The following is a 24,663-nucleotide window of genomic DNA, read 5'->3' as shown; positions in this document are numbered from 1 at the left end:
GAAGCGCAGCAGCCCCGTCGCGCGCGCCTCGGCCCAGGCGTCGAACGGCGGTGGGGCGTCGGCGCTCCACCTGCGCTGGTGCTCGGTCACGGTCCCATCCATGCACGACTCACGCGCGGGAGCGGCGACCTGTTGCAGTCGGTCGCGAACTTTCTGCGGACCGGTCTCGGACCGGACCCGGTCAGGCCGGAGCCGGAGCCGGAGTGACCGCGACGTCGCGCTCGCCGAGCTTGACGCCCACAACGCCCACCAGGATCAAGGCACCGCCGAGCAGCTGGATCGGGCCGGGCAGCTCGCCGAGGAGCACCCACGCCCACGCCACGCCGGCGACGACCTCGCTCAGGGCAACGAAGGAGGCCAGCCGCGACCCGAGGATCCGCGCTGCCCCGATGCCGGTCACGTAGGCGACGGCTGCGGTCATCAGCCCGAGCAAGCCCAAGGGAACCCACCATGAGGTCTGCAGCCCGGCATAGGTGACGACACTGTCCGCGACCCGCATCGGCAGCAGGCCGGCCAGGCCGAGCACCGCCAGCAGCACGGCACCCACGACCAGGCCGCCTGCGGCGAGCGCCAACGGTGGCAACCCGGTCGTGTCGTCGGCCCCGAGCACGAAGTACGTCGCGCACCCGACCATGGCGCCGAGCGCCCAGAGCACCCCGACCGCGCTGAGGTCGGCACCGGAGAAGAGGTCGAGGACGAGGACGAGACCGATCGCACAGATCGCGGCACCGCCGAGCGTGACCAGCCCTGGGCGCTGGGCATGCCGCAGCCACAGCCACACCACGACCGCTGCCGGGGCGGTGTACTCGATGAGCAGTGCCGGCCCGACCTGCATGTAGGACACGGCGGAGAAGTAGCAGAACTGAGCACCGGCGACCGCCAGGACCCCGTAGACGAGGATCAACCGGGCGTTGCGTCGCACCGGCGACCAGTCACCGCGCAGCGACCGCACCCCGAACGGGGCCACGATCAACGCACCGAGCCCGATCCTGACGAGGACCACCGAGCCGGCGGTCCAGCCGGACTCCAGCAAGGGGCGGGCCAGCGCTCCGGAGAGCCCGAAGGCCAGTGCCGAGGTCAGCGCGAGGGTGATCCCGGTGGGGACGCCACGGGCGGGGCGGCCCACCACGACGTCATTCGTCAACGTGCTCATGGGTCATGACATTAGAGAGACCTTGGTAATCTGTCAACGTGGTATTCAGTCATGACGTCGAGCTCGCTCTGCAAGCCGCGACCGTGCTCGCCAACTCAGCCCTCGAGCCCGACACCCTCGCCACCGTGGCGGACCTGTCCCAGGTCTTCGAAGACTTCGACTACTCCGGACGCCACGATGCGGACGCCGCCGAGCTGGAGGCCGTGCGCGCCCTGCGCGGCGAGCTGCGCGAGCTGCTGACCGCGAGCCGCGAGGAGGCCGTCGGGCTGGTCAACACGATGCTCGCCGAGGAGCAGGCGGTCCCCCGACTGATGCGTCACGACCGCTTCGACTGGCACCTGCACGCGGTGGCCGACGACGACCCGCTGCCCAAGCGGATCCGCGTGGAGACCGCGATGGCGATGGTCGACGTGATCCGTGCCGACGAGATGTCCCGCCTCGGCACCTGCGCCGACGACGAGTGTGACGGCGTCGTGCTGGACCTGTCCCGCAACCGGTCACGGCGCTTCTGCTCCACCACCTGCGGCAACCGCAACGCGGTCGCGGCCTACCGGGCCCGGCAGACCCAGTGACGGACCCCTGGTGCGATGGCGGGCGGTGATGCCCACGGCACCTGGGGACGGCGCCACCAGCGTGCCGAGGAGGACCGCCACGAGGCCGACCAGGAGCAGGCACGGGGCCCAACCCAGCGACGCTACTCCCCCGCTCCGGCCACCGTGAGCATCCTGGCGACGGGCGCCCAGCCGAGCCGGCGGTAGAGCGCCTGGCCCTCCACCGAGGCAGCCAGGATCCCTCGCCGGGCTCCCCGGGACACCGCCCAGGCAGCGAGCGCATCCATCACCACGGTCGCGAGCCCGCGGCGGCGATAGTCGGGCTCGGTCCCGATCCGGTCGAAGATCGCGTCCGTGCCGACCAGGCCCAGCTGTCCTCGAGCCGCCACCCGGTCGCCGTCGAGGAGTCGTACGGCGACCCGCTCACCCGAGGCGGTCAGGTCGAGCTCCCAGCTTGGCGGGGCCGCGGCCGACGGGAGACCGACCGTGACCAGGTCCACTAGGTCCACCGTCATCAGCACCTCCTCGGCCAGCACGACGCGCACGCCGGCCGGCAGCTCCACGTGCGCCGCGGCCTCACGGGTGAAGATCGTCGACCACACGTCGCTCGTGCCGACGAGACGCCCGAGCGTCTCGCGCAGCAGGTGCGTGTCGGGCTCGACGAGGACCAGCTCGAGCCGGCGCTCCGTGCCGCCCACCTCCACCTCGGTCACACCGTCGCGGCGACGCACCGGCACCGAGCGGGAGGTTGCGAAGCCGTCGATCCACGTGTCGACGAGACGGGTCAGCGAGATGGCGGTCACCGCCACATCGTGCCCGAGCCGGGCACCTCGGTCGTGACAGGATCGGACCATGACCGACAGCGAGACCGGCGGCGCCACCCGCCTGGAGACCAGCCGACACATCGCGGCACCTGCGGACGCCATCTTCGCCATCCTGTGTGACCCACACGGCCACGTCGCGATCGACTCCTCGGGCATGCTGCAGGACGCCGAGGGCGATCGGGCCACGGCGGCCGGCGACTCCTTCCTGATCCACATGGACCGCGAGCCGCTGAACGACTACCCCGAGATGGGGCGCTACGACGTGACCGTCACGATCAAGGACTTCGAGCAGGACCGGCTGATCTCGTGGTCGGTCCTCGGCAGGGTCCGCCCCCAGATCGGGCACGTCTTCGGGTACCGGCTCGAACCCGCCAGCGGCGCCGAGGAGGACAGCGACGGCACGCTGGTCACGTCGTACTACGACTGGAGCGACATCCATCCCGACTGGGCGGCGATGGGCATCTTCCCGGTTCTCTCGGAGAGCGCCCTGCGCGCCACGCTCGGCATCCTCGACCGCACCGTGCGCCACGGCCACCCTGCGTCATCGTGGTGGACGACCCGGAGGACGACGAGTTCTGCTCGGGACTGAGCTGAGGCGGCGTGTCGGGGGCCTGTCCGGATCGCACAATTGTGGAGTTGTGACACGTTCTTCGGCTCGATTCGTGCCGCAACTCCACAATTGTGGCGTTGTCGCAGGCCTCAGCGCCGCGAGTAGTCCCGGAAGCCGCGCTTGGTCTTGCGACCCAGGTAGCCCGCGGTGACCAGGTGCTCCAGCAGCGGGGCCGGGGCGAAGCCGGGCTCGCGGAACTCCGAGTAGAGCTCCTTCTGGATCGCCAGCGACACGTCGTTGCCGACCACGTCGAGCAGCTCGAACGGTCCCATCGGCAGCGCACACCCCTGCTTCATCGCCAGGTCGATGTCGTCGGCCGTGGCGTAGTGCGCCTCGAGCATCTTCACCGCGTCGTTGAGGTAGGGGAAGAGCAGGGCGTTGACGATGAAGCCGGCGCGGTCGCCACAGGAGACCGCGACCTTGCCGACCTTGGCGCACAGGGCCCGCGTCGTCTCGGTGACGTCCTCGTCGGTCGAGACGGTGGAGACGACCTCGACGAGCTTCATCACCGTGGCCGGGTTGAAGAAGTGCATGCCGATGACGTCCTGCGGACGGCTGGTCACCTTCGCCATCGAGATGATCGGCAGGGACGAGGTCGTGGTCGCGAGGATCGCGCCGGCCCCGCCTCGACCGCCCCGACAGATCTCGTCGAGGTTCTCGAAGAGGGTGGTCTTGATGGCCAGGTCCTCCGCGATCGCCTCGACGACGATGTCGACGTCCTTCAGGTCCTCCAGGGACGTGGAGCCGGTCAGACGCGCCAGCACCTCGGTCTTGGACTCCTCGGTGGCGCGACCACGCTGGATCTGCTTGTCGAAGTTCTTGGTGACCGTGGCGACCACACCCTCGACCTTCTCGGCCGAGCGCCCGACGTACAGCACGTCGTACCCGCTCTTGGCGAAGACCTCGGCGATGCCGGCGGCCATCGTGCCGGTGCCGACGACGCCGACCTGCTTGATGTCGTGCTTGAACGCCGGGGCCTCGTCGGCCGACGGCGTCTTGTCGTCGACGACGATCGTCGAGCTGTCGGGGGCCTCGTAGGTGTAGAAGCCGCGGCCGGTCTTGCGACCGAGCAGACCCGCGGTGACCATCTGCTTGAGGATCGGAGCGGGTGCGTGGAGGCGGTCGCGGCCCTGGAGGTACATCGTCTCCAGGATCTCGTACGCCGTGTCGAGACCGATCAGGTCGAGCAGCGCGAGCGGGCCCATCGGGTAGCCGCAGCCGAAGCGCATGCCGGCGTCGATGTCCTCACGGCTGGCGTAGCGACCCTCGAACATCGAGGCGGCGTGGTTGAGGTAGCCGAAGAGCAGCGTGTTGGCGATGAACCCCGCCTTGTCGCCGCACACGACCGGGCTCTTGCCCAGCGAGACGAGCAGCGCCTGGACGTCGCTGAGCACGTCGGGCTCGGTGACGACGGTGCGGACGACCTCGACGAGGTTCTGCACGGGCGCCGGGTTGAAGAAGTGGACGCCGACGACCCGGCCCGGGGAGGACGTGCCGGTGGAGAGCTGGGTCACCGACAGCGACGAGGTGTTCGTGGCCAGGACCGCGCCCGGCGAGACGATCGCGTCCAGCTCGGAGAAGATGGCCAGCTTGGTCTCCATCGACTCCACGACGGCCTCGACGACGAGATCGGCGTCAGAGAGGTCCTTCAGCGACGTGCTGTAGGAGATCCGGCCCAGGAGCTCTGCCTGCTCGGCCTGGCTCATCTTCTCGCGCTCGACCGCCCGATCGGTCGAGTTGGTCAGGTGCTGACGTCCCCGCTCGACCCCCTCGTCGTTCAGCTCGACGCCGATGACGGCGTGCCCGTTGCGGGCGAAGACCTCGGCGATGCCGGCACCCATGGTGCCGAGACCGACGACGCCGATCGTGGTGAAGCTGCGGGCCGGGCTCTCGGGAGTCTCAGGGATTTCGGGGCTCATGGCGCGCATCATTCCACGCGCTCCGGGAGGTCTCACGACATGTTCACTCGTCGGTAACTTACGGCCTCTCCCCGGGCCTGCGAAGCTGCGCTCTCATCACCACACGGCGAGCCACGTCGTCCAGGCCCAGAGCCTGCTCGTGGCGGCGCAGACGAGCCTGGAAGGGATCCAGGTCCCCCACCTCCTCGAACCCCACCGAGCGGTAGAACGGGCCATTCCAGGGAACGTCGGCGAACGTGCACAACGACAGCACGTCGTGGCCGCCCCACCGGGCCTCCTCCATCACCGCACGCACCAAGGCGGTCCCGATCCCCTGCCGCCCGTACGACGGCAGCACGGACACCTGCTCGAGGTGGGCGTGGCCGTCCGGAGCGACGAGGTGGGCGAACCCGACCACCGTCCCGTCCTGGACGGCGACCAGCACCGTGCCCGTCAGGTCTCGCTCGCCGCCGGTGGGAGCCGGCGCACCGAGGGCCGTCATCGCCTCGGCACCGAAGTGCTGCTCGAACAGCACCCCGCCGGCCTCCTCGATCCCGGCGAGGTGGCGCAGGTCCGAAGGTCGCGCGAGGCGGATCGAGGCCGGGGTCATGCTCCAAGGGTAGGCGGGTAGATTCACCGCCTGTGAGACTCGTCGTCGCCAGGTGCCAGATCGACTACGCCGGGCGACTGACCGCCCATCTGCCTCTCGCCCTGCGGGTGCTGATGATCAAGGCCGACGGCTCGGTGCTCGTCCACTCCGACGGCGGCTCCTACAAGCCGCTGAACTGGATGTCGCCGCCGTGCACCCTGCGCGAGGGTGTCGACGACGACGGGCAGCTCGAGTGGACGGTGACCTCGACCAAGACCGACGACACGCTGCGGATCCTGCTCACCGACGTGCTCAGCGACTCCAGCCACGACCTGGGCGTCGACCCCGGTCTGCAGAAGGACGGCGTCGAGAAGCACCTCCAAGAGCTTCTCGCCGAGCACCCGGCCAGCCTCGACGAGGGGCTGACCCTGGTACGCCGCGAGTACCCGACCGCGATCGGCCCGGTCGACCTGATGTGCCGCGACGCGGTGGGCGCCAGCGTCGCGGTCGAGATCAAGCGGCGCGGTGACATCGACGGGGTCGAGCAGCTCACCCGCTACCTGGAGCTGCTCAACCGCGATCCGCTCCTGTCGGCCAAGGCACCGGTCCGTGGCATCTTCGCCGCCCAGGAGATCAAGCCGCAGGCGCGCGTCCTGGCCACCGATCGGGGCATCACCTGCGCGGTCGTCGACTACGACGCCCTGCGCGGTCTCGACGATCCGAGCCACCGGCTCTTCTGAGGCCGGACCGGTCGCACCCCGGACCGGTGACCCTCCCGTCCGCGGATCCGGGTCAGAGCGAGGCGGCGAACCGGTCCCACGCACGGTGCTGGCCGAGCAGGTCCGCGACCCGGCCGAGCACCGACGCGGCTGAGTCACCGACCACGACCCCCGCGCTGGACTCGCTGATGCCCTGGGCCTCGAGCGCCCTGACGCCCGCGCCCCAGGCGCCGATCACCTTGGCGTGACGGAAGGTCTCGGTCAGCAGCAGCACCAGCCGCGGGTCGAGGTCGGAGGCCGCGTCCTGGCCGGACTTCGCGTCCCGGCTCACCAGGGCATCCGGAGCCGGAGCCGGGGCGGCTGCGACGAGCAGGGCGTCGAGCTCCACGGAGCGGGCGCTCGCGAACGTCCTCTGCACCGGCGTCGAGCCGTCCGCGAGGACACCGCCACGGGCGGCGACGACCAGCGCCACCATCCCTGCGTCACGGATCTCCTCCACGAGGCTCTGGACACTCTCGTCGGGCGCGTCGGCGTCGACGACGATGCCGATCTGTCGCCCGTCGGTCGGCCAGGTCTCACCCACCATCGACAGGGCGGGGCTCGGCGGCATGTCGACGAGAGGCTCGGTGGCCTCGGGTGCCGCCAACCCCAACCCGGCCGCCACCTGCTCGCACAGCTCGCTGTCGATGTTGGCCAGCGCCCGGAGCTGCCGCTCCTTGACTGCCTGCTCGAAGCACTTGGAGAGCTCGAAGGTGTAGGCACCGACGATGTGCTCCTTCTCGACCGGCGACATGCTCAACCAGAACTGGCGCACCTGGCTGAAGTGGTCGTCGTACGACGCGGGACTCGATCGCACCTTGGTGGCCTCCGGCACCACGACCGGAAGATCCACGAATGCCCCGTCGTCCGCCCTCGCGAAGAACGGGCATCCGCCGTCGAGGGCATTGGGCTTGTAGGGGGCCACCCCGGCGTGCACCGCGTGCTGGTGGAGTCCGTCGCGGAGCATGTCGTTGACCGGGGCGTGCGGGCGGTTGATCGGGATCTGCGAGAAGTTCGGCCCGCCCAGCCTGGTCAGCTGGGTGTCCACGTAGGAGAACAACCGCGCCTGGAGCAACGGGTCGTCGGTCACGTCGATGCCGGGCACGAGGTTGCCCACGTGGAAGGCGACCTGCTCGGTCTCGGCGAAGTAGTTGGTCGGGTTGCGCGTCAGGGTCAGCAGTCCGATCGGCTGCACCGGCGCCAGCTCCTCGGGCACGATCTTGGTGGGATCGAGCAGGTCGATGCCGTCGAAGACCTGCTCCGGCAGGTCGGGGAAGACCTGGACGCCGAGCTCCCACTGCGGGTGGGCGCCGGCCTCGATCGCGTCGGCGAGGTCCCGACGGTGGAAGTCGGGGTCGACACCACCCAGCAGCTGCGCCTCCTCCCAGGTCAGCGAGTGCACTCCGAGCCGGGGCTTCCAGTGGAACTTGACCAGGGAGGTCCGTCCGTCGCTGTCGGCGCAGCGGAAGGTGTGGACCCCGAAGCCCTCCATCGTGCGGTAGGAGCGCGGAATGCCCCGGTCGGACATGTTCCACATGGTGTGGTGCTGGGCCTCCGTGTGCAGGGAGACGAAGTCCCAGAACGTGTCGTGGGCACTCTGCGCCTGTGGAATCTCCCGGTCGGGATGCGGCTTCCCGGCGTGGATGACGTCCGGGAACTTGATGCCGTCCTGGATGAAGAAGACGGGGATGTTGTTGCCCACCAGGTCGAAGGTCCCCTCCGAGGTGTAGAACTTCGTCGCGAAGCCTCGGGTGTCGCGAGCAGTGTCGGCGGATCCCCGCGAGCCGAGCACGGTCGAGAAGCGCACGAACACCTCCGTCTCGACGCCCTCCGCCAGGAACCCGGCGCGACAGATCGAGGCGGCGTTGCCGTAGCCGACGAAGACCCCGTGAGCACCGGCGCCGCGGGCATGCACGACCCGCTCGGGGATCCGCTCGTGGTCGAAGTGGGTGATCTTCTCACGCAGGTGGTGGTCCTGGAGCAGCGTCGGTCCGCGTTCCCCCGCCTTGAGCGAGTGATCGCTGTCGCGCAGCCGAGCTCCCTGCGACGTGGTGAGCCACGCGCCCTGTTGCGCGACGTCGGAAGCAGGCACGTCGGTGCTGCTTCCGGTCGCCGTCCTGCGCTGAGGAGCCTGTTGGTCGTCCTTGGGCGCCAGCGGCTCTGCCGGCTCGGTGGGCTCCTCCACACGAGGCGGGCGTGGAGCGGGTGCCCCGGGGACCGCGGCCGCCGGCTGTCCGGCCACCCGCGATCGGACGGCCTCCCCGGCTTTCTCGACGGTCTTGCGGGCGGCCTCGGCCAGGGAGCTGATGGGTCGGGTCTCGTTCAGGGTGGCCTCCGAGCAGGATGGGCATGGGCTTGGGCATGACAGGGAGACCGACTGGGACACCGACAGTGCTGCCGGCATCGCGGTCGGCGTCGCTGGGGGACGCGGGACTCCTTGCGCCAACGTGCCACGGCGGGTGGGCCGGCGACAATCACCCTGGGAGGTGGCCGGCCCGCAAGGAGGCTGGCCCGCAGGGAGGACCGGGGACTTACGGTGCCCCGATCGGGGTACCGTCGCGACATGGACGTCTCTGCCGGGGCCGCCAGGCCATCCTTCGACGCTGGTCCCAGGACACCGAGGGGCGAGGCCCTGCTGGTGATCGACCTGCAGCGCGACTACTTCGCCGACGGAGAGCTCGAGCGCTGTCGCGCCGACCTGGTGTCGGCGGTCAACGTGCTCGTCCGGTCGGCGCGGGAGGCCGAGGTCCTGGTCGTCGAGGTACGCACGGAGCACGACCCCGGACGCAGCACCTGGACGCTCAGCATGCTGGAGGACGACTCCGGCGTGGTGCTGGCCGGCACGGAGGGGGCCGAGCCCCCGGCCGACCTCGAGACCGGCGACGCCACGACGATCACCAAGACCCGCGACAGCGCCTTCTTCGACACCTCGCTGCGAGAGCTGCTCACCCGTCACGGTGTCGCTCACGTGACGATCACCGGGATCTCGACGGAGTCTTGCGTGGCGGCCACGGCCCGCGACGCCTTCGCCCACGACCTGACCGTCACGCTGGTCGAGGACGCCACGGCCTCGATCGATCCGCGCCTGCACGAACAGACCCTTCGCCAGCTGGCGCACCAGTACCGCCAGGAGGTCGCGTCGAGCCGTGCCGTGCTGCGCAGGTGGGCGACGAGGCGCGGGGCAGAGGACGCCTAGCCGACCTGGGTACCGGGGACGTCGCGCTCCTCGTCGAAGATGGAGAGGCCCTGAGGGGACCGGGGCTCGCCGGCGCGCCCGCGCCCTCCGCCGGCTGGCCGGGCGCGTCCAGCTCGACGTACCGTGCCGCGTGCGCATCTTCCACATCGCGACCCTCGCCGACTGGCGGGCCGCCCAGGCCACGGGGAGCTACACCACCTCCACGCGTGGCCGGACGCTTGCCGAGGAGGGCTTCATCCACGCCAGCCGCGGTGACCAGTGGCAGGGCGTCCGGGACCGCTTCTACGCCGACGTCACCGAGCCGTTGGTGCTGCTGTCGATCGACACCGAGCTGCTGACCTCCCCGGTCGTCGACGAGCAGGCTCCCGGCGCGGAGCCCGGTGGCGAGACGTTCCCGCACATCTACGGTCCCATCGACGTACGGGCCGTGCTGACGACGTTGCCCCTCGACGAGGAGCAGGCGCAGACACTCCCGATGACCTCGGACTCCTTCAGCAGGCTGTTCCTGCGCGAGGTCTTCCAGCAGCTGCTGCTGGCGAGCCTGGTCCTCGGCTGCGTCGTCGCGCTCACCCTCGTCGGCGTCGCCACGGGCCTCGACTGGGGGCCGCTCTCGGGTGCGGGCATCGGACTCGTGCTCGGCGTCCTGGCCGCCCGGGCGATCGCGGCGCGCCGGACCGACTGAGCCCTCAGGAGGCCGAGGCGAGCCGCGCGACCTCGTCGGCACAGCCCCACGACAGGGTGACCCCGGCGCCGCCGTGGCCGTAGCAGTGGATGACGCGCCCCTCGCGCTCCAGGCGCACCGAGGGGCGGGCCGGGCGCAGCCCGACCTTGTGCCGCAGCACGCGCGCCTGCAGGAGTTCGGGGACCAGGCGCGAGGCGCGCCGCAGGATCGCCTCAGCCGTCTCCGGCGACGGTGTACGGCTCCACTCCCCCTCGACCGCGGTTCCGCCGACGACGATGTCGCGCGAGCGCGGGACGACGTACGTCGGACCCGCGCCGTCGAGCCACCACCGGTCGAGCCCGACCTGCTCGACGTACAGGACCTGGCCCGCGACCGGGCTGACCGAAGCATCGGCACCGAGCAGGCGGGCTCCCAGACCCGACGCGTTGACCACGAGGTCACCGCCGGAGGGCAGGCCGGAGAGGTTGAGCCGGGTGATCGTGCCGCCGAGAGTCTCCACCCGTGCCGCCAGCCAGCGCAGGTAGAGCGGCATCTCGACGATCGGGGTCGCGAACGTCCACGCGTCGCCGTACCCGGCAGGCGCCGCGCTGCGACTCAGGCTCTCCACCGCTCCCGCCCACCACGGGTCCGGGGTCGACTCGGTCATCACCTCGGTGCCGGGCACCATCCGGACCCCGTTGCCGGAGTCCTGTCCGTCGTGGGTCGTGGCAAGAGCCGCGAAGACCTCGTAGGCACGGGACCCCCAGGCCAGCACGCGCTCCTGCGGCCAGGCTCGGTAGGGGTACCAGATGGCCGCCGCGACGACCGAGGTCGTCTCGCCGGGGAGATCTCGCGCCACGACGTCGACGCGGTGGCCGGCCTCGAGCAGGCGTACGGCGCAGGTGAGCCCCATGACTCCAGCGCCCACCACGATGACTCGACTCACGAGGTCGACTGTGCCGCAGGACGCGATCAGGCGCCAGCGGCCCGCGGCGCGGTCGCATCGGACTCCGAGCCGCGTTGCTCACGGGCGACGTAGTCCTCGATGTCGTCGATGTCGTCGGCGTTGCGGGTCACGACGGCGAGCAGGTCGCTCATGGTGGCGACCTCCTCGACCTGCTCCTTGATGAACCACTGCATGAACTGCTCGGAGGCGAAGTCACTCTCCTCGCGGGCGATCTTGAGCAGTCCGTTGATCTGCTCGGTCACGCGGCGCTCCTGGTCCAGAGCCAGCTGCACGGGCGCGACGACGTCGGAGAACGACGCCTGCGGCGCCTCGACCCCGGGGATCGTCACCTCGGCATCGGTGTCGAGGAGGTACTGGACCATCATCAGCGCGTGCCCGCGTTCCTCCATGGCCTGACCGTAGAAGAACGCTGCCATCTGCGGCATCGTCAGCGCGTCGTAGTGCACCGCGATGGCGAGGTACTGGTTGTGCGCCGCCAGCTCGTTGCCGATCTGGGTGTTGAGCTGGTCGGAGAAGCGGGGGGCAGGCACAGGTGTCTCCTGGGGTCGCGGGTCGGCCGGGGTGGAGCGGTGCGTGCGATCAGGCGGCCTTGGCGAGCTTCTTCTTGGTCACCTTGCCGCCGTCGAGCCGCACGAGCTTGCGTCGCTTCACCGTATAGCCCGCGGGCAGCGTGCCTTCCTTGAGCATGCGCAAGGGACAGCGGCCGCACTTCTTGCGCGACTCGCAGCACTTGGTCTTCGGCAGCTTGGCCACCTTGTTCTTGCTCTTGCCCACGACCGCAGCCTAGCACCGGTTGTTAGGAGAGCCTTGGTTCACCAAGGCACCCCTCACGACCCCGTGGGACGGTCGTCACGTCGGCCTACGTGGTGGCCCGCTCCTCCACGGGAACCTCCGCGATGGTCCCGTTGCGTCGGCCGTCGAGGAAGCTCTTCAGCTCCGCCTTCACCTTCGGCAGCAGCAGGTAGCAGGCGATCAGGTTGATCACCGCGCAGACGAAGAGCATCGCGTCGGCGAAGTCGAGCACCGAGCCCAGGTTCACGACCGTGCCGATGACGGTGAACAGGCAGAAGATGCCCTTGAAGAGGTTCTCCTTGAAGGCGCTGCGCCCGACCAGGGTGGTCCAGGCCTTCTGGGTGTAGTAGGCCCAGGTGATCAGGGTGGAGAAGGCGAAGAGCGCCACGGCCACCGCGAGGACGTTGTCGAAGCCCGGCAGGAAGGTGTCGAAGGAACGCGACGTCAGCACGACACCCGCGTCGTTGCTGACAACCTCGTCGTTGGCCGCCGCGTCGCGCAGCTCGCCGTACAAGGGGACGTCGGCGATGACGATCGTCAGAGCGGTCATCGTGCAGATGATGACGGTGTCGATGAACGGCTCGAGCAGGGCGACGAAACCCTCGCTCACCGGGTGCCGGGTCTTGACCGCCGAGTGCACGATCGGTGCCGATCCCACGCCGGCCTCGTTGGAGAACGCGGCTCGCGTGAATCCCACGATCAGCACCCCGACCGCACCGCCGGCCACTCCCGTCGGGTTGAAGGCTCCGGAGACGATTGAGCCGACCGCGCCCGGGATCTCGGTCACGTTGCCGAAGACGACGAGCAGGCAGGCAGCGACGTAGACCACAGCCATCAACGGCACCAGCCGTGAGGTGACCTTGGCGATGGAGGTGACCCCGCCGATGATGACCGCGCCCACGAGTGCGGCCAGCACGATCCCGAAGATCAGCGCAGCTCCGTCCGAACCGAGGAGGCCGTCCTCGCCGCCGGTGATCTCCTGCGCCTGGGCGAAGGTCTGGTTGGCCTGGAAGGCGTTGCCGCCGAAGGCGCCGAAGGCGATCAGCGCGATCGCGAAGATGCCCACCGCTGCTCCGCTGACGATCGAGCCCGCACGCTCGAAGGCCACCGGCATGTAGCGGAACGGGCCACCGGTGACGGTCCCGTCCTCGTGGACCTCGCGGTACTTCACCCCGAGGGTGCACTCGACGAACTTGGTGCACATCCCCAGCAGACCGGCGAGGATCATCCAGAACGTCGCCCCGGGTCCGCCGATGGTCACCGCGACGGCGACACCGGCGATGTTGCCGAGACCGACGGTGCCCGAGACCGCCGACGAGAGCGCCTGGAAGTGCGTCACCTCGCCCGGGTCACTCGCCCGGGAGAACTTGCCGCGGACGAGGTCGAGCGAGGTCCGCAGGCCGGTGAACTGGATCCCGCGGAAGTACACGGTGAAGACCGTCGCCGCCAGGACGAGCCAGAAGACGATCAGCGGGAACGTCGCCGAGCCCACGCTCACCTCGAAGAAGATGACCTTGCCGACGGCGTCAGCGATCGGCTGGAAGCCGCTGCTGATGCTCTCCTCCAGATCACCGATCCATCCGGAGTCCTCGGCTGCGGTCAGAGCGGCGAGCAGGGTTCCCGACATGAGGGCCCTGCTTCCCCTCCCGGGGCGGGGACAAACCTGCCGCCCCCGGATTTTGCTCAGCCCAGGTCGTGCGCCGCGCGGATCACGTCCACGATCCCGCCCATGATCTCGGTCAGGCCGAAGTCCTTGGGCGTGTAGACGGCCGCGACACCCTGCTCGACGAGGCGCTTCCCGTCGGAGTCGGGGATGATCCCGCCGACGATGACCGGTACGTCGTCCAGCCCGGCGGCGCGCAGTCCCTCCAGCACCGACGGCACCAGCTCCATGTGAGAGCCCGACAGGATGGAGAGCCCCACACAGTGCACGTCCTCGGCCACCGCGGCCGACACGATCTGCTCCGGGGTCAGCCGGATGCCCTGGTAGATGACCTCGAACCCGGCGTCCCGGGCGCGCACGGCCACCTGCTCGGCACCGTTCGAGTGCCCGTCGAGCCCGGGCTTGCCGACGAGCAGCCGCAGCCGTCCGCCGAGCTCGTCGCCGGTCGCCTTCACGCGCTCGCGCACGGCCGTCAGCTCGGCACCCGCCTCGGCGACGACCGCGCCACTGACCCCGGTCGGTCCGCGGTACTCGCCGAAGACCTCGCGCAGCGTCGCTGCCCACTCCCCCGTGGTCGCCCCGGCACGGGCGGCGACCAGGGTGGCGGCCATCAGGTTCTCCTCCGACTTCGCCGCCGCGGCGAGGGCGTTCAGCGCCTCGTCCACCTCGGTGGCGTCGCGCTCGGCCTTCCAGGCCTCGACGCTGTCCAGCGCCGTCTTCTCGGCCTGCGGGTCGGCCGCCATGATCGCGCCGTCCAGGTCGGAGGTCAGCGGTGATGGCTCGGTCGTCTCGTACTTGTTGACGCCGACGATGATCTCCTCACCGTTCTCGATCCGTGCCCGCCGGGCGGCGTGCGACGAGACGAGCTGGGACTTCATGTACTCGACAGCGGAGATCGCCCCGCCCATCGCCTGGACGCGGTCGATCTCGGCCTTCGCACCCGCGACCAGCTCGGCGACCTTGGCCTCGATCACGTGCGAGCCCTCGAAGATGTCGTCGTACTCGAGCAGGTCGGACTCGAAGGCGAGCACCTGCTGCAGCCGCAGCGACCACTGCTGGTCCCACGGTCGTGGCAGACCCAGCGCCTCGTTCCACGCGGGCAGCTGCAGAGCACGGGCACGCGCGTTCTTGGACAGGGTGACGCCGAGCATCTCCAGGACGATCCGCTGGACGTTGTTCTCCGGCTGCGCCTCGGTGAGCCCGAGGGAGTTGACCTGCACGCCGTACCGGAACCGGCGCATCTTGGGGTCCTGCACGCCGTACCGCTCGCGCGTGATCTCGTCCCACAGCTGGTTGAAGGCCCGCATCTTGCAGGTCTCCTCGACGAAGCGCACTCCGGCGTTGACGAAGAAGGAGATCCGCCCGACGACCTTCTCGAAGTCGTCCTCGCTCACCTGACCGGAGCTCTTGACCTGGTCGAGCACCGCGATCGCGGTGCTCAGCGCGTAGGCGAGCTCCTGCGTCGGCGTCGCGCCGGCCTCCTGCAGGTGGTAGCTGCAGATGTTGATCGGGTTCCACTTGGGGATCTGGTGGACCGTGTAGGCGATCATGTCGGCGATCAGCCGCATCGAGGCCTCCGGCGGGAACGCGTAGGTCCCCCGGGAGAGGTACTCCTTGATGATGTCGTTCTGCGTCGTGCCGGCCAGCTGGGCGGCGACCTCCTCGGGCGACAGGTCGGGATTCTGCTCCTCGGCCACGACCTGGTACATCGCGAGCATCCACATCGCGACCGCGTTGATCGTCATCGAGGTGTTCATCTCGGTCAGCGGGATGTCCTCGAACAGGCGACGCATCTCGCCGAGGTGCGGCACGGGCACGCCGACCTTGCCGACCTCCCCGCGCGCAAGCGGGGAGTCGGGGTCGTAGCCGGTCTGCGTCGGCAGGTCGAAGGCGACCGAGAGCCCCGTCTGGCCCTTCGCCAGGTTGCCCCGGTAGAGCGCGTTGGACGCCGCTGCCGTGGAGTGGCCGGCGTAGGTGCGCATCACCCACGGACGGTCCTTCTGCGGTCGCTCGGGCAGGGCCGCGTCGTTCTCGGTCATGGAGAGAGGGTAGGACGTCGTTTACCAGTTGGTAACTCGTCTCGGATGTGGCTTATCCGACAGCGCGGGATGCCGCTTTGTCCACAGGCACGCCGCGCAGGGGTGTACGGCGGGCGCAGCGCGGGTAGCTTCCGGGCCGTGGAGGCCCTTCCCACCCTCGTCGACTACTGACGAGCGCCGACGAGCTCCCGCTCGGAGTCGGGGTCCATCGTGCGGGAGGCGAAGATCCGCGGGTCGTGCCAGGCCAGGTAGGCCGAGACCACGCCGATGATGGCCATCCCCACGACCCCGATCGGGGTGAAGATGTGGTCGCCTCGCACGAACCACGCGCCGAGAACCATCGCGGCCGCCGGAGCACCCCACAGGCGGTGCCGGACCACCTGGTCGGCCGTCACGGCGAGGCAGCAGGCGATCAGGCCCCACTCGCCGATGTCGCCCAGCGGCCGACCGATGTCGAACAGGTAGCGGATCTCGTCGGGGCGGGGCACGCCTGGTCCGAGCCGGTTGGTGACGTAGCCGGCGGCGATCCCGTTGATCACGTCGAGTGCGCTGTAGAAGGCGGCGTAGGTCAGCGCGGTGAGCCGGACGACCCAGGCCAGGGTGTCGTTGCGTCCGCGGACCAGCCAGGCCAGGGAGGCGCCGACCAGGGGGAAGGCGAGCAGGCCCGGGAAGTGCAGGGAGGACCACTGCTGGGAGGTGTCGTAGTTCAGCCCGTGGGGGTGGAAGAACCCTGCCCCGGCCAAGGACAGCGCGGGTAGGGCCAGCACGAGGGACAGCACGAGGCGTTTGGACATGCTCCCACTGTGCCCGTCCGGTCAACCGGATCTCGGCGCCACGGGCCTCGCACCGGCCCGTTCAGGCAGGGACCGCGTCCCGCTCGACCTCGACCAGTCGGATCAGGTGCGTCATGTGCAGGAGCCGACGTACGGCGCCGTTGCAGCCGCGCAGGGTGACCTGACCGCCTCGGCGCGACGCGAAGCGCGACGCCGCGGCCAGCACCCGCAGTGCCGTCACGTCGACGGTCTCGACGCCACTGAGGTCGACGACGACGCGCTCGTGGACCTCGAGCGCGTCGTACAGGGCGGTCCGGACCTCCCACGTGCTGCGTACGTCGAAGTCGCCACCGAGCAGGAGGGCGGGGCCGTCGGTGACGATGTCCATCGTGGTCTCCTCCTGGTGCGGGGTCGGCGCCGCTCGGCTTGTGGGCTGCCTTCTACCCCCTATGACGCCCTGACACTCCTTGAGGTTGCGTGGAATCGGCTGGCAATTTGCTGTGGACCGTTCCGGCGTCTGTCGCCGGAACCCTGCTGGCTACGCTCGGCGCATGGTCAACCTCACCAGGATCTACACCCGCACCGGCGACGCCGGGGAGACCCGGCTCGGCGACATGAGCGTCACCACGAAGAACGACACCAGGCTCCACGCCTACGCCGACGTGGACGAGGCCAACGCCCAGATCGGCCTGGCCGTGGCCACCGGGGGCCTGGACGACGACGTCGTGAAGGTCCTGACCCACGTGCAGAACGATCTTTTCGACGTCGGTGCCGACTTCTGCACACCCGTGGTGGAGGACCCCGAGTTCCCGCCGCTGCGGATCGAGCAGGAGTACGTCGACCGACTCGAGCAGTGGTGCGATCACTACAACGAGTCGTTGACGACGCTGCGCTCGTTCATCCTGAGCGGAGGCACACCCGCAGCGGCCCACCTGCACGTCTGCCGCACGGTGGTCCGCCGCGCCGAGCGCTCCGCGTGGGCAGCCCACGCGGAGCACGCCCAGAGCATGAACAAGCTGGCCATCACCTACCTCAACCGACTCTCCGACCTCGTCTTCATCCTCGCCCGCTACGCCAACCGAGCCGAGGGCGACGTCCTCTGGGTGCCCGGCGGCGAGAGGTAGCCGCCTACCCGGGTGCCGCGTGTCGGCATCCCTGTGGAGAGCGCCCGTGCGCCGTGGGTGCTCGCTGCCAGACTGGGCCTCGATGATCCTCAGCCTGCTGTCCCCCGACGAGATCGCGTCCCACTTCGACGCGGGGTCGATGGGGCGTGCCCACGCCTACGCACAGGACGGCTCGACCTCGAGCCCGGACATCGTGAGCCTCAGCGAGCACCACGTCGAGGCCATCGCCTACGTCTCCGGCTCGGCGCACGCGGCGTACGTCGTCCGGCTCGATGCCCAGCGCGTCGGGACCGGGCTCGACCTCCAGACGCTGTGCAACTGCCCGGTGCGCTTCCAGTGCAAGCACGGGGCCGCGCTCGCCCTGGTCCTCGGACGGACCTTCCATCGCCGTGCGAAGGCCGCTGCGCCGACGTGGGAGCACCACCTCGCCGAGCTCCTGGACCAGCTGGCCGACTTGGCACCGCCGGATCGCGACCTCCCCGGCGTCGCGCTCGGCTTCACCTACGTGGACTCACCGCGCCATGCCTACTACTACGACTCCGGCCCCCGCGTGCGCATCCGCCCACTCCGCCCCGGCGCTCGCCAGGCGTGGGTCAAGTCGGGTCTCGAGTGGTCGCAGGTCCCGGCGGCCGCCGCCCGCGGTGCCTACGCGCCCGACCAGCTCGCCGCCCTGCGTGACCTCGCCGAGTGCCTCACCTCGCGCAACTCCTACGGCTACCCGATCTCCGAGCCCGCGCTCGAGGACTTCGGCCCCGACGCGCTCGGCCTGCTGCGACGTGCCCGCGACGTCGGTGTCGCCCTGGTGCCCACCGCGCCGCTCGGCGGGATCGTCTTCCTCGACGCCCCCCTCGACCTCGTCGTCGATGCTGCCGGCAACGACACGGAGACCACGCTCACCGCGGGGCTCGAGCACGAGGGGCGCCTGTGGCGCGGGGACGAGGTGCTGCTGTGGGGCGACCCCGCCCACTCGGTGGGGCTGATCGGCCGCGACGACCTCGTCCTCGCACCACTGGCGCGACGGCTGCCGGCCGGCCCCCTGCGGTCGCTGCGCACCGGTGAGCCGGTCTCCATCCCGGCCTCGGTGGCCGTCTCCGACCAGCTGCGACGACTGCAACGTCTGGTCCCGGTCACCTCGCGCGACGACTCCGTCCTCGTCCCGGAGCCGGTGCAACCCCGGCTGCGCCTGACCGTCGCGTGGACCTCGAGCCAGGAGGCGTCGCTCTCGTGGTCTTGGATGTACGGCGAGTCGAGCGTCCGCGCCGACGAGGCTCACCCTTTGCGCGACACCCGCCTCGAGAAGGAGATCCTCGACCGACTTCCCCAGCAGCCCGACGTCGCCACGCGTACCGTCAGTGGGGTCGACGTCCTCCATCTCGCGCTCCTCGAGCTGCCCGTGTGGCGCGCCCACGACGAGGTCGAGGTCGTGGAGACGGACCCGCCCGACTTCCGGGAGGCACAGGAAGAGCCGCACGTCACCTTCGAGCTGTCCGACGTCGACGAGCAGGCCGCCCCTGAGCACAACGACTGGCTCGACCTCGACGTCGTGATCACCGTCGAGGGCGAGCGGGTGCCACTGGCCGAGGTCCTGGCCGCCCTCACCCTGGACCACGAGCACCTCATCCTGCCCAGCGGCCTGTTCGTGCGCACGGACCGACCGGAGTTCGCCCAGCTGTACGACATCGTGCGGGCCGCAGCCGAGCTCGAGGCGCACGACGGCGAACGCGTGCGAGTCGGTCGGGCCGACCTCGGGTTGTGGGCCCAGCTGGCCGATCTCGGCATCGTGGACGCCCAGGCCAACGAATGGGTCTCCCGCGCTCAGGCTCTTCGTGACCTGACCGACCTGCCTCGTCCCGAGCCCACCGGCATCACCTCGAACCTGCGCGGCTATCAGCTCGAGGGCTTCCACTGGCTGGCCTTCCTGTGGCAGCACCAGCTCGGCGGGATCCTCGCCGACGACATGGGCCTCGGCAAGACCCTGCAGGTGCTGACACTCATCGCTCACACGCGCACCACGACCGACGCACCGTTCCTCGTCGTCGCGCCCACCAGCGTGGTCACCGCCTGGCAGAGCGAGGCGGCCCGGCACGCGCCAGGACTCCGCATCCGCACCATCACCGCTTCGCAGCCGCGTCGCGGCGAGACGGTGAGCGAGGTCGCTCAGAGCGCCGACGTGGTCGTGACGACGTACACCCTGCTGAGGTTGGAGTCCGACGACTACGCCTCCGTGGACTGGGGCGGCCTCGTCCTCGACGAGGCCCAGGTCGTGAAGAACCACCAGAGCAAGGCGTACGCCGCGGCCAGGATGGTCCCGGCACCGTTCCGCCTCGTCGTCACGGGCACCCCGTTCGAGAACCGGCTGCTCGAGCTCTGGTCCCTGCTGTCCCTGGTCGCCCCCGGCCTCTACCCCCACCCACGGGCATTCACCGAGCACGTCGTCCGGCCCGTGGAGAAGCTCGGCGACGACGCCGCGCTGCGTCGCTTCACCCAGCGGATCAAGCCCTTCCTGCTGCGCCGCACGAAGGAGGTCGTCGCCGATGACCTCCCGCCGAAGCAGGAGCAGGTCCTGCAGATCGAGCTCGGCACCAGGCACCGCAAGATCTACGACACCCACCTCGCCAAGGAGCGCCAACGCATCCTCGGCCTCGTCGAGGACTTCGACCGCAACCGGGTCGCGATCCTCGCTGCGTTGACGACGCTGCGTCAGCTGGCCCTCGACCCCGCGCTCACCGACCCCGACCACGAACGCGTCGGCTCGGCCAAGCTCGACCGTCTGGCCGACCACCTCGCCGAGATCACCGCCGAGGGGCACCGCGCCCTCGTCTTCAGCTCCTTCACCGGTTTCCTGCGTCGCGTGCGGGACCGTCTGGATGCCGCCGGCATCCCCACGGCCTACCTCGACGGCACCACTCGTCGTCGGGCCGACGTGATCGAGGAGTTCCGCACCGGCAAGGTGCCGGCCTTCCTGATCAGCCTGAAGGCCGGCGGCGTCGGGCTGACCCTCACCGAGGCCGACTACGTCTTCGTCCTCGACCCCTGGTGGAACCCCGCAGCCGAGGCGCAGGCGGTCGACCGCGCCCACCGCATCGGCCAGGACAAGACGGTCATGGTCTACCGGATGGTCTCCACCGACACGATCGAGGACAAGGTCGTGGCTCTCAAGGAGCGCAAGGCCGCTCTCTTCGCCCGTGTCATCGACGGCGACGGCGCCGCGACGTCGGCGATCACCGCGGCCGACATCCGCGCACTGTTCGACTGACCGTCACGAACCCGGCCTACGCCGAGTCGGCGGGCCGGGACGGCCGTCTCAGCGGTTCCAGTCGGTGCCGGGCGGTCGCGCCTCGAGCCAGGACTGGAAGCCGGTCAGCGACGCCGTGCTCATCGCCAGCTCCACCTCGCCCTCACGGGTCTGACAGTGGATCACGAGGTGGTCGGGGTACAGCGACATCTGCTCAGCGCCCAGCGCCTCACGCCGCCCGTCGTAGCTCATCGTGTCGCGCGCCCACGAGCGCTTGGGCCGGGGGTCGATGGAGAAGACCCGGAACCACTCGAGCCGCTCACCCGAGTAGCGCCCCAGGCCCAGGACCCAACCACGCCCGTCACCGTGCGGGTTGACGCGACAGCTCAGCTCGAACGTGCCCCCGTGACGCGAGATGACGCGACGACGTACCACCAGTGCCAGACCGTAGAGCAGGGCGAGGAGCAGCAGCACACCGGCAGCGTCGATCAACCACTGCCACCATGCCACGCGCCCTCCCCCTCCCTGGAGCACGAACCCTACTGGGTGCGGGTCAGGACGCTTTCTCCACGGCCCGGATCCGGGCACTGGCGCGACGGATCCGCACCTCGCGCTCGTCGCCGGTCGGCATGCCCTCGGCAGCCTCGAGCTCGGCCTTGACCTCGTCGATCTTGATCTCCTCGGCGAGCAGCGCGTACTCGGAGAGGATCGAGACGCGATCAGCCGCCACCGACAAGAACCCGCCGTCGACCGCCGCGTGCACGACGCCCTCCGGCGTCGAGATCTCCACCGCGGCGTCGACCAGGAGCGAGAGCAGAGGTGCGTGCCCGCGCAGCACGCCGAGGTCGCCCTCGCTCGTGCGCGCGATCACCATCGAGGCCTCGCCCGACCACACGACCCGGTCCGCTGCGACCATCTCGACCTGCAGCCCGGTCCCGATCTCGCCCGCCATCAGAGGTTCTTCTGGATGTCAGCCCACTTGGCCTCGACGTCCTCGAGCCCACCGCACATGAAGAAGGCCTGCTCGGCGACGTGGTCGTAGTCACCGTCGGCGATCTTGTTGAACGCCTCGATGGTGTCGGCGACCGGCACGGTCGAGCCCTCGAGACCGGTGAACTGCTTGGCCACGTAGGTGTTCTGCGACAGGAAGCGCTGGATGCGGCGCGCCCGCGAGACGATGATGCGGTCCTCCTCGGACAGCTCGTCGACACCGAGGATCGCGATGATGTCCTGCAGCTCCTTGTTGCGCTGGAGGATCCGCTTGACCCGGATCGCGCAGTCGTAGTGCGCCTGCCCGATGTACTGGGCGTCGAGGATCCGCGAGGTCGACGTCAGCGGGTCCACGGCCGGGTAGATGCCCTGCGAGGCGATGTCACGCGAGAGCTCGGTCGTGGCGTCCAGGTGCGCGAACGTCGTGGCCGGCGCCGGGTCGGTGTAGTCGTCGGCCGGCACGTAGATCGCCTGCAGCGAGGTGATCGAGTTGCCTCGTGTCGAGGTGATCCGCTCCTGCAGCTGGCCCATCTCGTCGGCGAGGTTGGGCTGGTAGCCCACGGCCGACGGCATCCGACCCAGCAGGGTGGAGACCTCGGAACCGGCCTGGGTGAACCGGAAGATGTTGTCGATGAAGAGCAGCACGTCCTGGTTCTGCACGTCGCGGAAGTACTCCGCCATCGTCAGCGCGGACAGCGCGACGCGCAGCCGGGTCCCCGGCGGCTCGTCCATCTGACCGAACACCAGCGCGGTCTGACCGAGGACGCCTGCGTCCTCCATCTCGGCGATGAGGTCGTTGCCCTCGCGGGTGCGCTCACCCACGCCGGCGAAGACCGAGACACCGCCGTGGTCCTTGGCGACTCGGGCGATCATCTCCTGGATGAGCACGGTCTTGCCGACACCCGCTCCACCGAACAGGCCGATCTTCCCGCCGTTGACGTAGGGCGTCAGCAGGTCGATGACCTTGATGCCGGTCTCGAACATCGTGGTCTTCGACTCGAGCTGGTCGAAGGCAGGCGCCTTGCGGTGGATGCCCCACCGCTCCTTGACCTCGTAGGACTCGCCCTCGGTCAGGTTGAGCACGTCACCGGTCGCGTTGAACACGTGACCCTTGGTGATGTCGCCCACGGGAACCGAGATCGGACCGCCGGTGTCGGTGACGGTGGCGCCGCGCACCAGGCCGTCGGTCGACTTCATCGAGATCGCGCGGACCATCCCGTCGCCGATGTGCAGGGCGACCTCGAGGATCAGCGTGATCGTCTCGCCGCCCAGCTCGACCGGCACCTCGAGCATGTTGTACATCTCGGGCATCGCGTCGACGGGGAACTCCACGTCGACGACGGGCCCGGTCACCCGGGCGACGCGGCCCGTGCTTCCGGCGCTGGCGCCGGACTTGGTCTCTTCAACAGTGGCAGTCATGTCTCTCTCACTCACTCCCGGCGTTTGAGTCGGCGAGCGCGTTGACGCCACCGACGATCTCGCTGATTTCCTGGGTAATGCCGGCCTGGCGGGCCTGGTTGGCGATGCGCGTGTACTTCTTGATGAGCTCTTCGGCGTTGTCGGTGGCCGACTTCATCGCCTTCTGCCGCGCCGCCAGCTCCGAGGCCGCGGCCTGGAGAAGGGCGAAGAAGATCCGACTCTGGACGTACTGCGGCAGCAGCCCGTCGAGAACCGACTCCGGGGAGGGCTCGAACTCGTAGAGGGGCAGGGCCTCGGAGGCCTCCGGGGCCTGCTCACCCTCGATGATCTCCAGCGGGAGCAGCCGGACAGCGGTCGGCTCCTGGACCAGCATGGAGCGGAACCGGGTGTAGACGACGTGGACCTCGTCCACGTCACCCTCCTCACCCTGGTCCTTGAGGAAGGCCGTGATCAGCGCCTCGCCGATCTCGGCAGCGACGTCGTACGACGGTTGGTCGGAGAAGCCGGTCCACGACTGGACCACCGGGCGGTTGCGGAACTTGAAGTACGCCTCCCCCTTGCGTCCGGCCACGAAGACGTCGACGTCCTTGCCCTCGTCGCGCAACCGCTCGAAGAGACGCTCGGCCTCCTTGAGGACGCTGCCCGAGTAGGCACCGGCCAGACCGCGGTCGCTGGTGACGATGAGCACCGCCGCCTTGACCGGGTTGTCCTCTTCCTTGGTGAGCGGGTGGTCGACGTTGGCGAACGTCGCCACCGCCGAGACCGCCCGCGTCAGCTCACGGGCGTACGGCGCTGCCGCCTGGGCCCGCTGCTGTGCCTTGATGATCCGCGAGGCAGCGATGAGCTCCATGGCCCGCGTGATCTTCTTCATCGACTCGGTCGACTTGATCCGCGCGCGGTACTCACGCAGTGATACAGCCATCGGTCACAGCCTCCCGTCTCGATCGTGTGGTGCGGTGTGCACAGCGGTCAGCCCCGCTTCTGCTTGACGATCTGCTCCTGCTCGACCTCATCGTCGCCGAGCGCCTCGGCGGCCGCCTCTTTGCCGATCTTGATGGAGGAGCCGTCGCTCGTCTCGAACTGGTCGAGGAACGAGTCGTAGGCGTCGCTGACCGCGCTCGCCGTGTCGTCCTCGAACTTCAGCGACTCACGGATCGCCGACAGGATGCCGTCGTGCGAACGGCGCAGGAAGTCGAGGAACTCGGTCTCGAAGCGCAGCACGTCGTCGGCCGGCACCTTGTCCAGACGACCGGTCGTGCCGAGCCACAGGGAGACGGTCATCTCCTCGATCGGGTACGGCGAGTAGGCTGGCTGCTTGAGCAGGGCCATCAGTCGCTGTCCGCGGTCGAGCTGTTGGCGCGAGGCCGCGTCGAGGTCGGAGGCGAACATCGCGAAGGCCTCCATGGCGCGGAACTGCGCCA

Annotated in this window: 23 protein-coding genes and 1 pseudogene; 7 read left to right on the top strand and 17 right to left on the bottom strand. The window is 69.7% G+C overall.

Annotated features, from left to right (window positions below):
* Positions 1–181: 181 nt before the first annotated feature.
* Positions 182–1,153: an EamA family transporter gene (locus tag Q1K33_RS08540; RefSeq protein ID WP_300402720.1), complete on the bottom strand. Its 972-nt coding sequence runs from the start codon at positions 1,151–1,153 to the stop codon at positions 182–184.
* A gap of 38 nt (positions 1,154–1,191) precedes the next feature.
* On the opposite strand from Q1K33_RS08540, the gene Q1K33_RS08535 reads away from it, so the two are divergent.
* Positions 1,192–1,725, top strand: coding sequence for a CGNR zinc finger domain-containing protein (locus tag Q1K33_RS08535; protein ID WP_300402717.1), 534 nt, complete (start codon positions 1,192–1,194; stop codon positions 1,723–1,725).
* 122 nt (positions 1,726–1,847) lie between these two features.
* Here the strand turns inward: Q1K33_RS08535 and Q1K33_RS08530 are convergent, their stop codons facing one another.
* Positions 1,848–2,507, bottom strand: a complete 660-nt coding sequence (locus Q1K33_RS08530; protein WP_300402715.1) for a GNAT family N-acetyltransferase — start codon at positions 2,505–2,507, stop codon at positions 1,848–1,850.
* 49 nt (positions 2,508–2,556) lie between these two features.
* Here Q1K33_RS08530 and Q1K33_RS08525 point away from each other — a divergent pair, with 49 nt between their 5' ends.
* A complete protein-coding gene (locus tag Q1K33_RS08525; protein ID WP_300402712.1) occupies positions 2,557–3,117 on the top strand; it encodes a polyketide cyclase in 561 nt (186 codons plus the stop codon).
* Positions 3,118–3,227: 110 nt separating this feature from the next.
* On the opposite strand, the gene Q1K33_RS08520 is transcribed toward Q1K33_RS08525, so the two are convergent.
* Both Q1K33_RS08520 and Q1K33_RS08515 read right to left on the bottom strand, forming a co-directional pair.
* Positions 3,228–5,057, bottom strand: coding sequence for a 3-hydroxybutyryl-CoA dehydrogenase (locus tag Q1K33_RS08520; RefSeq protein ID WP_300402710.1), 1,830 nt, complete (start codon positions 5,055–5,057; stop codon positions 3,228–3,230).
* A 58-nt stretch (positions 5,058–5,115) separates the two neighbouring features.
* Positions 5,116–5,646 (bottom strand): GNAT family N-acetyltransferase, encoded by a 531-nt coding sequence (locus Q1K33_RS08515; protein WP_300402708.1) that lies wholly within the window; start codon positions 5,644–5,646, stop codon positions 5,116–5,118.
* A gap of 32 nt (positions 5,647–5,678) precedes the next feature.
* Between Q1K33_RS08515 and nucS the strand changes: the two genes are divergently transcribed.
* Complete coding sequence (gene nucS / locus Q1K33_RS08510; RefSeq protein WP_300402706.1) at positions 5,679–6,365, top strand: endonuclease NucS; 687 nt, start codon at positions 5,679–5,681, stop codon at positions 6,363–6,365.
* Positions 6,366–6,417: 52 nt separating this feature from the next.
* On the opposite strand, the gene Q1K33_RS08505 is transcribed toward nucS, so the two are convergent.
* On the bottom strand, positions 6,418–8,475 hold the full coding sequence (locus Q1K33_RS08505) for a catalase (protein WP_300402704.1): 2,058 nt from the start codon (positions 8,473–8,475) through the stop codon (positions 6,418–6,420).
* A gap of 471 nt (positions 8,476–8,946) precedes the next feature.
* Here Q1K33_RS08505 and Q1K33_RS08500 point away from each other — a divergent pair, with 471 nt between their 5' ends.
* On the top strand, positions 8,947–9,579 hold the full coding sequence (locus Q1K33_RS08500; protein ID WP_300402702.1) for an isochorismatase family cysteine hydrolase: 633 nt from the start codon (positions 8,947–8,949) through the stop codon (positions 9,577–9,579).
* Between the two features lie 130 nt (positions 9,580–9,709).
* Complete coding sequence (locus tag Q1K33_RS08495) at positions 9,710–10,261, top strand: DUF952 domain-containing protein (RefSeq protein WP_300402700.1); 552 nt, start codon at positions 9,710–9,712, stop codon at positions 10,259–10,261.
* A 4-nt stretch (positions 10,262–10,265) separates the two neighbouring features.
* Here the strand turns inward: Q1K33_RS08495 and Q1K33_RS08490 are convergent, their stop codons facing one another.
* The 7 genes from Q1K33_RS08490 to Q1K33_RS08460 all read right to left on the bottom strand — a co-directional run bounded on the left by Q1K33_RS08490 (position 10,266) and on the right by Q1K33_RS08460 (position 16,862).
* The gene (locus tag Q1K33_RS08490; protein ID WP_300402699.1) at positions 10,266–11,186 is read right to left on the bottom strand and encodes an FAD-dependent oxidoreductase; all 921 of its coding nucleotides are present in this window, start codon (positions 11,184–11,186) and stop codon (positions 10,266–10,268) included.
* A 26-nt stretch (positions 11,187–11,212) separates the two neighbouring features.
* On the bottom strand, positions 11,213–11,737 hold the full coding sequence (locus Q1K33_RS08485) for a ferritin (protein WP_300402697.1): 525 nt from the start codon (positions 11,735–11,737) through the stop codon (positions 11,213–11,215).
* A gap of 49 nt (positions 11,738–11,786) precedes the next feature.
* Positions 11,787–11,981 (bottom strand): hypothetical protein, encoded by a 195-nt coding sequence (locus tag Q1K33_RS08480; RefSeq protein WP_300402695.1) that lies wholly within the window; start codon positions 11,979–11,981, stop codon positions 11,787–11,789.
* Positions 11,982–12,066: 85 nt separating this feature from the next.
* A complete protein-coding gene (locus Q1K33_RS08475) occupies positions 12,067–13,626 on the bottom strand; it encodes an alanine/glycine:cation symporter family protein (RefSeq protein ID WP_300402693.1) in 1,560 nt (519 codons plus the stop codon).
* A 56-nt stretch (positions 13,627–13,682) separates the two neighbouring features.
* A complete protein-coding gene (locus Q1K33_RS08470) occupies positions 13,683–15,701 on the bottom strand; it encodes a protein meaA (RefSeq protein WP_300402691.1) in 2,019 nt (672 codons plus the stop codon).
* Positions 15,702–15,865: 164 nt separating this feature from the next.
* Entirely contained in the window at positions 15,866–16,495 is a 630-nt protein-coding gene (locus tag Q1K33_RS08465) for a hypothetical protein (RefSeq protein WP_300402689.1), read from the bottom strand.
* 61 nt (positions 16,496–16,556) lie between these two features.
* Complete coding sequence (locus Q1K33_RS08460) at positions 16,557–16,862, bottom strand: STAS domain-containing protein (protein ID WP_300402687.1); 306 nt, start codon at positions 16,860–16,862, stop codon at positions 16,557–16,559.
* A gap of 163 nt (positions 16,863–17,025) precedes the next feature.
* On the opposite strand from Q1K33_RS08460, the gene Q1K33_RS08455 reads away from it, so the two are divergent.
* Both Q1K33_RS08455 and Q1K33_RS08450 read left to right on the top strand, forming a co-directional pair.
* On the top strand, positions 17,026–17,598 hold the full coding sequence (locus Q1K33_RS08455; protein WP_300402684.1) for a cob(I)yrinic acid a,c-diamide adenosyltransferase: 573 nt from the start codon (positions 17,026–17,028) through the stop codon (positions 17,596–17,598).
* A gap of 82 nt (positions 17,599–17,680) precedes the next feature.
* The gene (locus Q1K33_RS08450) at positions 17,681–20,854 is read left to right on the top strand and encodes a DEAD/DEAH box helicase (RefSeq protein ID WP_300402681.1); all 3,174 of its coding nucleotides are present in this window, start codon (positions 17,681–17,683) and stop codon (positions 20,852–20,854) included.
* A gap of 48 nt (positions 20,855–20,902) precedes the next feature.
* On the opposite strand, the gene Q1K33_RS08445 is transcribed toward Q1K33_RS08450, so the two are convergent.
* From Q1K33_RS08445 to Q1K33_RS08425, 5 genes and pseudogenes are all read right to left on the bottom strand, one after another.
* Entirely contained in the window at positions 20,903–21,343 is a 441-nt protein-coding gene (locus tag Q1K33_RS08445; protein ID WP_300402679.1) for a DUF2550 domain-containing protein, read from the bottom strand.
* A 43-nt stretch (positions 21,344–21,386) separates the two neighbouring features.
* The gene (locus Q1K33_RS08440) at positions 21,387–21,785 is read right to left on the bottom strand and encodes a F0F1 ATP synthase subunit epsilon (RefSeq protein ID WP_300402677.1); all 399 of its coding nucleotides are present in this window, start codon (positions 21,783–21,785) and stop codon (positions 21,387–21,389) included.
* Positions 21,785–23,242 carry a F0F1 ATP synthase subunit beta gene (gene atpD / locus Q1K33_RS08435; protein WP_300402676.1) on the bottom strand — a complete coding sequence of 486 codons (1,458 nt, stop codon included), beginning with the start codon at positions 23,240–23,242 and terminating at the stop codon, positions 21,785–21,787. The genes Q1K33_RS08440 and atpD overlap by 1 nt, the downstream gene beginning before the upstream one ends.
* Positions 23,243–23,249: 7 nt before the next feature.
* Positions 23,250–24,164, bottom strand: coding sequence for a F0F1 ATP synthase subunit gamma (locus Q1K33_RS08430; protein WP_300402674.1), 915 nt, complete (start codon positions 24,162–24,164; stop codon positions 23,250–23,252).
* A 47-nt stretch (positions 24,165–24,211) separates the two neighbouring features.
* A pseudogene (locus Q1K33_RS08425) lies at positions 24,212–24,663 on the bottom strand (F0F1 ATP synthase subunit alpha); the annotation flags it as partial.

It is taken from the genome of Nocardioides sp. (assembly GCF_029937575.1).
GTDB lineage: Bacteria > Actinomycetota > Actinomycetes > Propionibacteriales > Nocardioidaceae > Nocardioides.
This window is presented reverse-complemented; position numbering and strand designations above follow the sequence as displayed.